Origin of the sequence: Lactobacillus sp. CBA3605 (assembly GCF_002970915.1) — a bacterium.
Lineage (GTDB): Bacteria > Bacillota > Bacilli > Lactobacillales > Lactobacillaceae > Lactiplantibacillus.
The window spans coordinates 2,082,760-2,096,683 of the sequence record NZ_CP027190.1; the positions used below are offsets into that span (position 1 = coordinate 2,082,760).

At 44.1% G+C, this 13,924-nt stretch carries 13 protein-coding genes; 10 read left to right on the forward strand and 3 right to left on the reverse strand.

What is annotated here, in order from left to right:
- The first annotated feature begins 156 nt into the window (after positions 1 to 156).
- From C5Z25_RS09995 to C5Z25_RS10020, 6 genes are all read left to right on the forward strand, one after another.
- Positions 157 to 1,974: a glycerophosphoryl diester phosphodiesterase membrane domain-containing protein gene (locus C5Z25_RS09995; RefSeq protein WP_105452479.1), complete on the forward strand. Its 1,818-nt coding sequence runs from the start codon at positions 157 to 159 to the stop codon at positions 1,972 to 1,974.
- 20 nt (positions 1,975 to 1,994) lie between these two features.
- Entirely contained in the window at positions 1,995 to 2,999 is a 1,005-nt protein-coding gene (locus tag C5Z25_RS10000) for a hypothetical protein (protein WP_105452480.1), read from the forward strand.
- Positions 3,000 to 3,095: 96 nt separating this feature from the next.
- A complete protein-coding gene (locus C5Z25_RS10005) occupies positions 3,096 to 4,196 on the forward strand; it encodes a YibE/F family protein (protein WP_105452882.1) in 1,101 nt (366 codons plus the stop codon).
- Positions 4,196 to 4,960 carry a YibE/F family protein gene (locus tag C5Z25_RS10010; RefSeq protein ID WP_105452481.1) on the forward strand — a complete coding sequence of 255 codons (765 nt, stop codon included), beginning with the start codon at positions 4,196 to 4,198 and terminating at the stop codon, positions 4,958 to 4,960. The genes C5Z25_RS10005 and C5Z25_RS10010 overlap by 1 nt, the downstream gene beginning before the upstream one ends.
- A gap of 54 nt (positions 4,961 to 5,014) precedes the next feature.
- The gene (locus tag C5Z25_RS10015; RefSeq protein ID WP_105452482.1) at positions 5,015 to 5,587 is read left to right on the forward strand and encodes a GNAT family N-acetyltransferase; all 573 of its coding nucleotides are present in this window, start codon (positions 5,015 to 5,017) and stop codon (positions 5,585 to 5,587) included.
- A 104-nt stretch (positions 5,588 to 5,691) separates the two neighbouring features.
- Entirely contained in the window at positions 5,692 to 6,363 is a 672-nt protein-coding gene (locus C5Z25_RS10020; protein ID WP_105452483.1) for a histidine phosphatase family protein, read from the forward strand.
- Between the two features lie 70 nt (positions 6,364 to 6,433).
- Here C5Z25_RS10020 and C5Z25_RS10025 read toward each other — a convergent pair whose 3' ends face one another.
- The 3 genes from C5Z25_RS10025 to C5Z25_RS10035 form a co-directional block, all read right to left on the reverse strand.
- On the reverse strand, positions 6,434 to 7,915 hold the full coding sequence (locus C5Z25_RS10025; RefSeq protein WP_105452484.1) for a UDP-N-acetylmuramoyl-L-alanyl-D-glutamate--2,6-diaminopimelate ligase: 1,482 nt from the start codon (positions 7,913 to 7,915) through the stop codon (positions 6,434 to 6,436).
- 86 nt (positions 7,916 to 8,001) lie between these two features.
- Positions 8,002 to 9,123 (reverse strand): acyltransferase family protein, encoded by a 1,122-nt coding sequence (locus C5Z25_RS10030; RefSeq protein WP_105452485.1) that lies wholly within the window; start codon positions 9,121 to 9,123, stop codon positions 8,002 to 8,004.
- Positions 9,124 to 9,215: 92 nt separating this feature from the next.
- The gene (locus C5Z25_RS10035; protein WP_105452486.1) at positions 9,216 to 10,091 is read right to left on the reverse strand and encodes a LysR family transcriptional regulator; all 876 of its coding nucleotides are present in this window, start codon (positions 10,089 to 10,091) and stop codon (positions 9,216 to 9,218) included.
- A gap of 142 nt (positions 10,092 to 10,233) precedes the next feature.
- Between C5Z25_RS10035 and C5Z25_RS10040 the strand changes: the two genes are divergently transcribed.
- From C5Z25_RS10040 to C5Z25_RS10055, 4 genes are read left to right on the forward strand one after another with little or no spacing between them, the layout of a single operon-like run.
- Positions 10,234 to 11,145 (forward strand): acyltransferase domain-containing protein, encoded by a 912-nt coding sequence (locus tag C5Z25_RS10040; RefSeq protein WP_105452487.1) that lies wholly within the window; start codon positions 10,234 to 10,236, stop codon positions 11,143 to 11,145.
- Positions 11,146 to 12,792 carry a malonate decarboxylase subunit alpha gene (gene mdcA, locus C5Z25_RS10045; RefSeq protein WP_105452488.1) on the forward strand — a complete coding sequence of 549 codons (1,647 nt, stop codon included), beginning with the start codon at positions 11,146 to 11,148 and terminating at the stop codon, positions 12,790 to 12,792.
- Positions 12,793 to 12,813: 21 nt separating this feature from the next.
- On the forward strand, positions 12,814 to 13,623 hold the full coding sequence (locus C5Z25_RS10050; protein WP_105452489.1) for a triphosphoribosyl-dephospho-CoA synthase: 810 nt from the start codon (positions 12,814 to 12,816) through the stop codon (positions 13,621 to 13,623).
- A gap of 12 nt (positions 13,624 to 13,635) precedes the next feature.
- On the forward strand, positions 13,636 to 13,923 hold the full coding sequence (locus tag C5Z25_RS10055) for a malonate decarboxylase subunit delta (RefSeq protein ID WP_105452490.1): 288 nt from the start codon (positions 13,636 to 13,638) through the stop codon (positions 13,921 to 13,923).
- Position 13,924 lies beyond the last annotated feature (1 nt).

Consider the following 13,924-nt stretch of genomic DNA (forward strand, 5'->3'; position numbering starts at 1 on the left):
CTTTTAACCCATTAAGGTGTGTTCCTAGGACGCTAAACTTACGTTATACCAGCGGAAACTAAAAGTAAACCTGCTTGTGATGATACCCGCAATTGGCGCTAATATTGTAACGGATAACTGTTATAATTAAAATAATCTTTAAGTAGGGGTGTTTGAATGCAATTCGGGTGGCGTTATTGGCAACAAGCGAATCGTTATTTTTGGCGGCGCTGGTTAATGTATGGCGCATTAATTTTATTAGTTAATGAAACCGTTTCATCAGTGGTGATTCCAATCTATAATTGGCTAGCAGCGGAGTTATTAGTGGTCTTTGGGGTACCGTACTTAACCTACAGTAATCTCGGCGCGGTTTTACTGAAGCAACCGTGGGTGTTAATCGGCCTGGTGGTGATTGTTTTATTAATTATCGGGACCATTTATTATCAATTTTGGCTATTACTCACTGGCATCAAACGGTTACGAGAAGGGAGTCGCTTAGCAACAGGTAATTTATTGTGGCAAGCGCTCATCCAAACCGTACGCCAGGTGCCACAAGCATTTGGTTTTTTATTGTTATATTTTATTTTGATTCTGCCATTTGGCGGTATTGGATTTTCCACAAGTTTACTGGCGAAAGTTCGAATTCCCGTATTTATCATTGAATGGCTGGAAAGTGGTCATTGGGTCTTATATGCGTTATTGATGCTTGCATATGCTGGCACTTTTTACGTGGGCGTACGCCTAATTGCTGTTTTACCACTAATGATTTTAAAAAATTGGCCAATTAAGCAGGCTTTAACAGCGAGTTGGCAACGAACTAGCGGTAAAACTATCAGGATTATTTGGACGTTACTTCTAATTGGTGGTGTGACTTGGCTAGCCACTTGGGGAATTAATTTATCTGTTTATGGCATTCAATTGTTCGTTGATGATTACGTGCGTTATCGCGCTGTCATTGCCGTGATTAACCTGATCTTGGTTGAAGTCGTTCAAGTTTTATTGAGTGTGTACTTAACCGCATTATCACTAATGTTTTTTAGTGATTTAGCTGGTGTTACAATTACCCAAAGTTGGTTGAGTTGGCCGTTGGGGAAACCAGCTGCACGGCGTCCCGTATTAATTGCCATCGGTTTATCCATTGTTGGGTTAATCCTCGTGGTAGTGAATATTGCTTATTTAGGGGGCTGGGGGTTCTCACAACCCCAAACAGCGTCACATCGCGGCGTGACTAATAACAATGGGGTCCAAAATTCAATTGCCGCCTTACGTCGAACCGCTAAGCAGCATCCAGATTATATCGAAATGGATGTTTATGAAACCAAGGACCGGCAGTTTGTGGTGATGCATGATAAAAATTTACGGTCGTTAACCGGGGTCAATCGTCAAGTTAATCAATTGACGTTGGCGCAACTAACAAAATTAACGATGCGTGAAAATGGTCGTCAGGCACAAGTTGTCAGCTTCAGTCATTATTTGAAGGTCGCTGAAAAGTTGCATCAAAAGCTATTAATTGAGATAAAGACAACGAGTAGTGATCCTGCCACGTTGGTCCAGGATTTTGCTAAGCAATATCAAACGACAATCACCACGCATCATGATTTATTACAGTCGTTGAGTTATCGGATTATTGAACAAGCACGTACGCAGATGCCCAAAGTTTCGGCTGGCTATATTTTACCGTACAATCTGATTGGCGTACCGCATAGTCAGGCAACCTTTTTTACGATGGAATACTCCACATTGAATTCGTCGTTTGTCCGGGACGTACATGCGCAACATAAGCAAGTCTATGCGTGGACGGTTAATCAAGAAAAAGATATGAACCAGATGATGTTTATGGGAGTCGATGGGTTGATTACGGATAACTTGACGCAGTTAAATCAGACGGTCGCTGCTAATCAACGCCCAGCGACGTATGCGACTCGATTATTGACTTTCATGTTACAAGAACAGCAGCCCGTTTTCTTACGGCAAGCATCATTACGACTAAATTAACGCAATAAGGAGGCAGTTAAATGCAACTTGTCGGACAATTTATTTCAACGGTTGGTTGGTTAGGACTAGCGTTGATTGGCAGTGAACTAGGTGCAACTTTAATTTATGATCTGGGTCAGTGGCTGGGGTATCGGTTAATCGGGGCCAAAGTGGTACAAATTGCGGGCTTTCGGTATCAGCTTAGTCGGGTCCAAGGACATTGGCGCTGGCAACGCCCGTTGATGAGTTATCCGCATGTAGTTGCGGAACCGGCTACCGACACGACGCGCTTTAATTATGCTGTCGCTTGCTTTGGGGGTGGCTTATTCAGTTTACTTGTTGTCGTTTTGAGCCTCGTCACGTTAGGGCAATTTACATTGTCATTTAATTTGTGGTTACTTGCCTTTATTATTTGGATCTGGGTGAATACATTAAAGGTTGGCCAGCTTTTACCGATGATTTTACATGGGCGGCCGACTGCGGCATTGAACTTTAAGACTGCGCATGAATCCCCCGCAGCGATGACCGCCGCTTATGTGACGGAACGGGCCCAAGCCTTACAAATTACAACTGGCCGAGTCGCTGATTTACCCGCTGCCATGATTGTGTTACCGCAGGGTGGGGGCAATCAGAATTACTTTGTGGTGCGGCAGGCTTGGCTAGTCTTAATGTGGGGCTTACAACATGGCTTGGCAATGCCTGAGTTGTTAACGGGCTTGAGCCGGTTGGAACCCAGCTTTGATAAGTTACCACCAGAGGACTTAGCCCAATATTTGGATGCAACGCTCTATTGGAATTTATTGGCGAATCATTTGAGTCCCCAGATTTTGGGCTGGTATCGAGATACTGGCGTTCAACAACTGTTACAACGCTATGCGCCCTTAACTAACTATAAATTACGCGCGGTGTATGCTTGGCGGGTAGATCAACAACCAACGCTAGCACAAACGTTAATTAAGCAAGGACTCAAGGCAGCGAAGCGGACCCAAAATGTGACTGAATTGGATTGGCTACAGGCTTTACAAACCCAGATTGAAGCTTCTTAGTTTCTGGTAAAGATTGATGGGTAAACTCGTGCAAAGGTTAAAGCGCATGCTAAGCTAAAGATAGTACGAGCGAAAAGGGTGAAAAATGTGAAGCGGATGAAACTAAAACATTGGGGTCGCTGGCTAACGTTAGTGGTGATTTTATTAGGGTTGATTGGGGTGGGACTAACCCGGGTTGACGCTAAACTATATCAGCAAACAGTTGGTCAAGTGACGAAAGTTCGTGCAATTAATCGAACGACCAGCACGGATGAGTTTGAGAATAAAGATGTCACTTATACACAATGGGTGACAGTGAAGGTGTTGAACAAAGGACATCGTGGTCAAAGTTATCGGCTAAAAAACACGTATACGAAGTCTAAAGCGATGGATCAAGCCTATCACGTTGGAAATCAAGTGTTTTTACGAATTCCTAGTGATAAACAAAGTTCTGTGACATTGCAAGGGTTGAAACGGGATACTGCCTTGGCTGCAGTTGCTTGGTTGGCGATGGCATTATTGCTTTTAATTATGCGCTTTAGCGGCTTCATGGCGTTATTAAGTGTCAGTTTAAATGCGGTCTTATTTTATGGTGCCATTCAAATTGATTTGATGACTAATGGCAATCATTTATACTGGTTATTTGGAATTTTAGCGCTGATTTTTGCCGTGTTAACGTTGTCCTTGGTCCTTGGATTTAGTCGCCAGATGTTAGTGACGCTTGGTGCCACGATTGTGGGGACTGGGTTAGCCGTGGTGATTAGTCTGATTGTCTTTAATGTGACACATGAACGTGGGATCACTTATGAATCAATGCAATATGTGACCCAAGTGCCTCGACCGCTCTTTTTAGTTGAGACGGTATTAGGATCTTTAGGTGCGGTTATGGATGAGTCAACCGACATTGTTGCGTCGTTATTTCAATTACGAACCGAACGACCTAATATTGAAGCACGACAAGTTTTTAAATCTGGTATTCAAATTGGGCGGTCGATTATGGGGCCCTTAATCAACGTGTTATTTTTAATTTTTATGGCGGATACGTTTGCCATGACGTTATTATATTTACGGAATGGCAACAATTGGGGTTACACTTTTTCGATGAATATGTCGTTAGGGATGGTTCAAAGCTTGATTTCAGGGATTGGTATCGTACTAGCAATTCCAGTAGCAAGTTGGTTAGCGAGTCGCTTGATGCCTAAGGAGGTGACCGCATAATGAGTACCATTACGGTTTTAGGACTGGTCTTATTTGCGTTGATGACCTTGGTGGGTGGTAAAACTGGCGCCACCGCTTTTTTAAGTCTTATTTTTAACTTTGGCTTATTATTCTTAGCGGTCGTCTTCATTTCCTGGGGCTTTCCGGCGATGGGAGTTTCATTAGTCATCGGCACGATTATTTTAGCGTTCACGATTTTCTTTGGGGAAGCGAATGAAGTAGCGGCTAAAACGGCCTATATTGCTGCCTTGATTGTGATGGTGGCGTTAATTTTAATTATTTTTCCTGTTGAAAATTGGGTTATGGCCCAAGGTTTTAGTCTTGAAGATAGCGAAGACCTAGAAGGAATGTCGTTAACAATTGGCGTGTCTTTTGTGGGCGTTGCCATTACTGAAGCCATATTAAGTACACTAGGTGCAATTGCGGAAGCCGGGATTGCGATTGCGGCCGGGCTGAGTGAAATTATTGAGCAACATCCAAACGTCACGACAGCGCGGCTTTATATTGATGGCATTAGTATTGGCAAACAAATTATTGGGACCACGTTTAATACGCTATTTTTCGGTTTCTTTGGCGGTTTTTTAGCCTTATTCATCTGGTTTTCCGGCTTACATTATTCTTTTGGTAGTGTGATTAATAATAAAATTTTTGTGGCAGAAGTCATCATGGTTTTATTTGCATTAATCGGTGTCATTCTTACCGTGCCAGTCACGACTTGGGTGATGACGATTGAACACCGGCATGCGACTAAGCTAAAGGGTTGACGGTGTTTGATAGAATTTGGTAAAGTGACCTTAATAATTGATGGAGGTTATATCATGAAAATTCGGCAGGCTCAGCCAGCAGATAGTGCGCAAATTGCGCCGCTAATTGCGATTATTTATCGCGATATGGCAATGCCCGTATTAAAAAATATTTCGGATACTGCATTATTAGCGATGTTAACGACGCTGTATGCCTTACCTGAAAATCTAAATGGTTTGGCACAGACATTGGTCATGGTTGATGATCACAATCAAGTTAGTGGGGTGGCTTTTGGTCATCCGGCCGCTAATGAAGTGGCTGTTAATGCTCGTTTGAAAGAGGTCTCAGCAGCGGCAACTGAATTTACGGCACCATTGGAACTTGGTGGCGAAACGCGTCCTGGTGAATGGTATCTGAGTATGTTAGCGGTTGATCCAAAGCGACAAGGCCAAGGGATTGGTAGCCAATTGTTAGCGGCGTTACCCGCAGTTGCTCAGGCCCAAGGGTTGACGAAGTTGAGTTTGAACGTTGATGAAGGTAATCCTAAAGCGGCTAAGTTATATCATCGCCAAGGTTTTGTGGCTGATGGGCAATTAATGATTGGTATCCATGCTTATCAACATATGATTAAATCAATAATTCAATAGACTTATCAAAAATGTTCAAGGTTAGTCCTGAACATTTTTTGGCTAATTAACCGAACACGGGTAAAATAAAGGTTAATAAGTCAGTTAGGAAGGTTGTTAAGGCAATGCAAATCTATTTTGTGCGGCACGGTCGTACCCAGTACAATGTTGAACGCCGATTTCAAGGCGGTGCTGTTAATTCGCCGTTAGTGGCGAGTGGAATTGAAGGTGCCCAAGCGGCGGGGCGCTATTTGAGTGCTGTTCAGTTTGCTCAAGTCTATAGTAGTCCACAGCTGCGGGCGCTCAAGACGGCGGAATACATTACAGCTGCTAATCAGTGGCATCCCACCATTAAGCTTGATCCCCGGTTGCGAGAGCTAGATTTTGGGACGTGGGACGGGCAACTTGAAAAAGACGTCGCCCCTAAAGAACAGTTGGACTTTGTGATTCATCAGCCGGAACGCTACCAGCCAGAATTAGCCGGTGGCGGTGAGAGCTACGCTGAATTCGTGCAACGCACGACCGCCGCTGTCCATGCCGCCGTGACGACGGCGGGGGTGACAAATCCGCAACCAATTCTGATCGTCTCACATGGATTAGTGACGACAATGACCATTAAAACGTTGATGGGTGTTCCAATTGCTGACTTGCGCGCACCGCTAGTTGTTAACGGGCAGGAATTAACGACGATTGGTCACGGTATTGTGGCTAATGATAGTTTGACGATTGTGGAGACGCAGGATAATCAAAAATTTACTATAAAAACTTGGAATCAAACCGATTATTTAAATGACTAGGCTTGATTAACGCCCATTCAAAAGGCGCACACGATTTTTTCGTGTGCGCCTTTTGAATTGAGCTATTAAGTTAATCCACAGTCGGTTTTAAAGCTAAGGCTTGTGCGGCTTCTTCACTATCATCAAAGTGATGTTTAGTGCGACCAATAATTTGGTAATCTTCATGACCTTTACCAGCAATTAGAACGACATCGCCAGGTTGAGCTTGGGCGATTGCCTTGGCAATTGCCACGTGCCGATCAACATAAACGGGGACCGTCTGGTCAGGGACACCGGCGACCATATCTTGTAAGATCATTTCGGGATCTTCGGTGCGAGGATTATCGGAAGTGAAAATGGGCTTCGTACTTCGTTCGACAGCAATTTTAGCCATTTTTGGTCGTTTACCCTTATCACGGTCACCACCGCAACCGACGACGCAATAAATATCTTGTTTAGCAAAGTCTTGAATGGTTTCCAAGGCGTTCAATAAGCCATCTGGGGTGTGGGAGTAATCAACAATCACACTCACGCCAGTATGTGATGGAATCGCTTGAAAACGCCCTTTAACGCCGGCAACTTTTTCTAGCGAAGTGATAATTTGGTCTTCTGGTAGGCCACTGGCGTAAGCTGCAGCGAAAGCAGCCAGCATATTGTAGACATTAAATTGCCCAATGAGTTTCATGGTGACATGCGTAACGTGGCCGAAGACGGACAAGTCAAATTCTGTGCCATGACTCTTGATTTGAACGTTTTGCGCATTAATCATCGCATCTGGCTTTAAGCCAAAACTGAGCACATGGGCGGCGGTATATTGTTCGAATTCACGGCCAATCGGATCATCCGTGTTTAACACGGCAACTTTAGCAGTCCCATTAGCATCGTATTTATTACCTAGTTGCGCAAAGAGCATGCTTTTTGCTTGGGCATAGTTAGCCATGGTTTTGTGAAAGTCTAAATGGTCTTGCGTTAAGTTGGTGAAGACGGCAATATCATAATCAATGCCCCAAACTCGACCTAAAACTAATGCGATGGAAGACACCTCCATGGCAACGGTTTCGACGCCGGCATCGCGCATTGCTGCTAACGTCCGTTGCGTGGTGATTGCGTCTGGTGTCGTGTTGGCAGTTGGAAATTTTTCATCTTTAATTTTTCGATACATCGTGCCAATCAAGCCAGTTGCTTGCTTTTTATCACGATAGATTTGTTCGATTAAGTGAGTGACGGTCGTTTTACCGTTGGTTCCGGTTACACCAATCATCCGCATTTTTTGACTAGGGGCACCATAAAAGACATCGGCTAAGATGGCCATGGCTCGTTCAGTATTTTGCACATAAATGACTGGTACGGTCACCTGAATGGGTTTTTGGGCCACAATCAGTTGGGCACCTTGAGCGACGGCTTGAGCGACTAAGTCATGACCGTCAACGTGGTAGCCATCGACAGCCACAAAGACAGCGCCAGGTTTGATTTCACGGGTATCTTGCGTTAATAAGGTCACCTCAAAGTCGGTGGTCAATGCGGGTTGGACTTGTTTAAATTTTAAGCTATTAATTAATTGACTTGCTTTCATTAATTTTTACGTCCTTTTCAAATAAAATACGCTAATTTACGCTTTCTAGGATACCATGCAATTACGTGAAAAGTCACCCGTTGACCTTAATTTCTAACGTTAGTTGCGTGCCGACTTTGGTGCCAAGTTTTAAAGTGAGTCCGAAGCCAATGAAAACCATAGGCTGAGGCAAATGACAATCCCCAAGTTAGGATATAACTGGTGATAATCATTAAGAGGGGCTGTTGGCTAAAATGATGTGTCAACCCGCGCCAAACGACTTGTAACCAAAAGACATTCGCAAGATAGGCCCGGTAGGCGTATGTGGCTAGCCAATGAATGACCGGCAAACTAGTAGCTGATTTTTTTATTTGGTGATTGGCTAGTGCGATGATTAACCCAATGACGATAAGTGCATACAAGGTCATAGCTGGTTGATAATAAGGGGCGTTAGTTAGTTTAATGGGGAAGCCAAACTGAAATAATGTTCGGTTAGTCCAATAAAAGGCGGCCAAGTACCCGGCAAGTAGCCACCAACGGCAATGATGAATTAAAGCATTAATCGTGTGACGTTGGGTCCATGCGAGGACGCCGAAAATACCATAAATCAAGAAACTGATGAAAAGGCGATCTAGTAAGTACCAACTTTGTGCCTGAGGGCCGTGCCAAACGTTGGTATCATAAAACCAAAGCCAAGTGGTATAGCCAAGCAAAGTTAAGCCAGTGACCATGGTGGCCCGATAACGATGGCCAGTGACCCAGCGCGCTAAAGCCCAGAATAGCGGCATTAACAGGATAAATTGCAACATCATGGTGTTGTACCATAAATGGGGAGCGGCATTGCCATTAACGAATTGCCATAGAAAACTCAGGCAATTGTGATAGGGCGTCATTTGTTGCATACCTGGGAAAATAATCAGATAGATTAAGGTCCACCAAATTGTAGGGACGACTAGCGCTGACCATTGACGTCGTAAGTATTTGGGGTAGTCTGGCAAATAGCTGGGAAAAGTTGTTCGGGTAGTGGTATAAAGAATCCCGAAAATAAAAGCAGGTGCGGTGAATTTAACGAGGTCGTAAAAGACCCCAATCAGCAGTTGTGTCGCATGATTAGGGTTAGTTGTTAAGGCGAGTGCTAGAACAGTCTGTAACATGACCGCTGTACAGGCACTAATCTTCATAAAATCGCCAATATCAGCCACGGGCGTCATTTTGGTTTGAGTTTTCATATTATCATGAGCCACCTTTAATGTGATTGTGAGATCAGTCATTAAGTATTGGCAACGCATTTAATATAACGACCATCTTGTAAAATTGCAAGTTAAATTTTAAGCGCACTCGTTTGATAAGCTAAAAAAAGGCGAATCAATTCATTACCGATTTCACGTTGGATATCACTCTGAGTTTGTTTAGGGGCGCTTAAATAAATCGTTCGTTCTAAGGGTTCTGGCATTAGCCGAGCCAGATGTAGTTTCCGACCAACTTTTTGCCAGGTTATTGCTGGAATGAAACCATAACCAATGCCTGCTTCCATTAAGCCCCGAACGGTAGCGGGATCATCAGTTTCATAGCGATAATTTAAGGGACTACCGGCGCGCATGAAATAGTGATCCACCGCAGCACGTAATGAATTTGCTGGTGACAGGCCCACAAAAGTCTTGTCGATGAGGTCGTCAACGGCAATAAATCGTTTGTTAAGTCCAGTTTGAGCATGCCAACCGACTAAAATTTCTTCTTTAAACAATGGCGTACTGGTCATCTCAGGCAATAGGCGGCTAGTAATGATAAAATCTGAATTTTGAAAATCACCGGTCGTCACGACGTGTTGTTTTAAATTTAAACGAACGTTAGGAAACTTGGTTTGAATCGTGGTCGCAATTTGTGGAATTAGGGAAGAGGCGACTTCCAGGGTGATTTCAATGGGCTGTTCACTAACATCGATACCACCGGTAACTGCATTAATCCCCCGGTTCAATTCATCTAAGACGTCGGTGACATAGCTATAGAATAGTTCACCAGCTCGATTTAGCTTAATGGTACGACCTTGACGATCAAATAATTGAACGTCTAATTCAGTTTCTAACTGATGAATCATTTTACTGACAGCCGGTTGCGAGATATAGAGCTGATTAGCGGCCTGGGTGATACTTTGCTTTTGAGCGACGACTGCAAAACATTTCAAGTGGGTTAAATTCATGCGTTGACCTCCAGTAGAATGATAACCAAATGGTTATTATTCTTTTCTTTTTACTATTATACATTTATATCGTTTCGCTTTAAAGTAGAATCGTGGGATCAAGTGAAGTGTTAGCACGGTCAAGTTACGAGGAGATGACAGGATGCAAGCTTTATGGGTTTTTCCTGGTCAAGGTAGTCAACGAGCCGGCATGTTAGCAACTGTTCCGGCGGCATTGAAGCAACGTGTTACCGAGTTAACAGGGTTAACACTGGCTGATACCGCTGCGGCTTATGAAGATGCTGTACAGATTCAATTGGGTATTCTAGTTTTGCAATTAGCCCAATTACAACAATTACAGGCGCTAGATGTCCAACCGCAAGCTGTTGCGGGACATTCTTTAGGGGTGTTTGCCGCAGCGGTTGCTGCCAAAGTTATTACGATTGATACAGCCATTAATTTAGTCTATTTGCGTGCAACTGCCATGCAAGCCGCATATCCGACAGGTTACGGGATGGGTGTTGTCGTCGGGCTGACCCGTATCGAACTCCAGTCAATTGTGACTCAAGTCCAGATACGATATCCGGCGGTGTATCTGTCAAATCAAAATACGGCGCTGCAAAATACCGTTTCCGGCGTATTAGAGGGCATTCGACAAGTTTTGAAATTAGCCTTAGCTCAAGGCGCGCAACACGCTAAACTATTGCAAGTCCCCGTACCGTCACATTCACCGTTGATGGCGGGCGTGGCCCAGCAGCTAACCCAGGCGCTAGCGACCAAGCAGTTAGCAACACCGCAGTGTCCCTATTTAACTAATTGGAATGGGCATCGGGTTCGAGACGCTGCTGGTGTGGCGTTTGATTTAGCTAATAATCTACGCTACCCGGTTTATTGGGATACGATGATTGCCATTGGACAAGAATCTGGGCTAAACGTTAGCTTAGAATTTGGTCCTGGTCAAGTCTTTACAAAATTGATTAAAACGTATCAACCAACTATTCGAACGTTGAATCTGGCCGCAATGTCGGTCGATGATGTTGAATTTTTATTGAATAAATGGAAAGAGGTTCTATAAATGAGTGTGACAAATAAATCTTGGACGACGAAACGTGATGCTAAAGCAGCTCGCTTAGAAGCTGCAGCGCCATTGTTAACCGGAAAATTTGCGAAGACATCAGATGCCAAGGCTGTCTTGGAAACTTTAATTAAAACAGGTGATAAGGTGGTTTTGGAAGGTGACAATCAAAAACAAGCCAGCTTTTTATCACAGACGTTAGCTGCGGTTGACCCGGATAAGGTGCATGATTTACACATGATTATGTCGAGTATTTCGCGGCCAGAGCATTTAGATATTTTTGAGTTAGGTATCGCTAATAAAATGGATTTTTCATTTGCAGGGCCACAAAGTACCCGTGTCTCTCAAATGATTGCCGATGGGACCATGCAAGTCGGTGATATTCATACTTACTTAGAATTATATGCACGCTTGTACGTGGACTTGATTCCCAATATTGTCTTAGTGGCGGCGGATAAAGTTGACCATGAAGGTAATCTATACACTGGTAATAATACGGAAGAAACACCAGTCATTGTTGAAGCCGCTGCTTTTAAAGACGGCATCGTCATTGTACAAGCTAATGAAGTTGTCGACCGGGTTCCCCGCGTCGATATTCCAGGTGATTGGATTGATGTGGTGATTCCAGCGGATGCCCCTTATCAATTGGAACCGTTGTTTACGCGGGATCCACAAAATATCACAGAGTTGCAAATTTTAATGGGCATGATGGCGATTCGAGGGATTTATGAAAAACATCACGTCCAATCCGTTAACCATGGGGTGGGCTTTAATACGGCTGCGATTGAATTATTGTTACCAACTTACGGCGAACAATTGAGCTTAAAAGGTAAAATCGTCCCTAATTGGGAAGTTAATCCGACACCGACACTAATTCCTGCGATTGAAAGTGGTTGGATTCAATCTATCCATAGCTTCGGTGGTGAAGTTGGGATGGAACAATATATTGCGGCCCGGCCCGATGTGTTCTTTGTCGGTAAAGATGGCAGTATGCGGTCTAACCGTGCGTTTGGTCAAATGGCCGGACAGTATGCGCTAGATATGTTCGTGGGGTCAACGTTGCAGATTGATCAGTATGGCAATTCGTCAACGGTCACGGCTGGTCGATTATCTGGTTTCGGTGGTGCACCAAATATGGGGAGTAATCCGACTGGACGTCGGCACTCAACCCCAGCTTGGCAAAGTTTACGACCGACAGATGATCCGTTAGGTAAAGGTCAAAAATTAGTCGTTCAAATGGTTGAAACGTTTGGTGCCAATAAAAAACCAGTATTCGTTGATCATTTAGATGCGGAAAAAGTTCAAACTGAAGCGAAGTTAAAAAATGTTCCGATTATGATTTATAGCGAAGATACGACGCATATTGTGACCGAAGAAGGTATCGCCTACTTGTATAAGACTGATAGTATGGCTGAACGCCAAGCGGCAATTGAAGCAATTGCCGGCGTCACCCCAGTTGGGTTACGGAGTAATGCGAAACAGTTAGCTGATTTACGGGCACGTGGAATTGTGGCGCTGCCAGAGGACTTAGGCGTCCATCGAAATGAGGCCAAGCGTTCCTTGCTGGCCGCCCAAAATATGGATGACCTGATGGCCTGGTCGAAGGGGTTATATAATCCACCAGCTAAATTCCGGAGCTGGTCATAATCAAATTAGGAGTGATGGATAATGACGTTATCAATTTCACCTGCTGAGCTAGCTGAACAAGCGGTAGCCGCTTTGAAATGGGAAGTTCGCTTTACACCGAAACCGGGGTTGGTTGATCAACAATCTAGTGGTGCGCATACTGATATGGACTTGGCGTTGTTCGAAAAATCAGCGCTTAGTTTACAACCAGCTTTTGAACAGATGGGGATTTTGAGTCAGCGGCACCCATTGGATAAGACCTTACGAACTAAGCTCGGGGTCCTCGGTCGTGAAGCCGAACAAGCTATGTTCACCACTACTCAGGGCGTTAATACGCATAAAGGGGCTATTTGGACGTTTAGTTTATTAATTGCGGGACTAATGAGCACAATGAGCGACAACTTGATGACGGTTCTAAACCATGCACAGGGCATTGCATTAATCCCTGATTCAGTTGAACAAACAACGCCAGCATTAACGCATGGGCAACAAGTTCGACAACGTTACCATCTAGCAGGTGCAAAAGGTGAGGCACAAGCTGGCTTTCCTAAATTACAGCGCGCTTTGGCTGAAGTACCAACTCAGCCGGATGACGAGGCCTGGCTACGTTGCTTGTTAAGTTTATGTGCCCAGGTGGATGATACTAATATTGTCTACCGACGAGACTTGGCGACATTACGTTGTTTTCAATCTCAGGCACAACAAATTTTACGTGATTCGCAACCAGTGTTGACGAATCCTAACTATCAAGCATTGCAGACCTACGCCTTAGCACAACAGATTTCGCCCGGTGGCTCAGCCGATTTATTTGCAGCTAGCTATTTTCTAACACAATTAAGATTAACAAAGTGAGGCAAACTAATTATGGAAAAATTGAATTTTAATTATCAAACGACGCAACCGATTAGCCGACCGGTTCACGTTGGGGTCGTCGCTTCAGGTGATTTGGAAGTCATTCTAAAACCAATTACGGGCACCACTACTGAGGTAGCTGTGGTCACTGGGAGTGATGGCTTTAAAACCGTTTGGGGGAATGTTTTAACCCGTTTCTTTGCGCGCTATCCCATTACGGCTACGATTGAAATTAATGATTTTGGGGCAACGCCTGGTGTGGTTAACTTGCGTTTAACGCAAGCAATGGAGGCTTTATAAT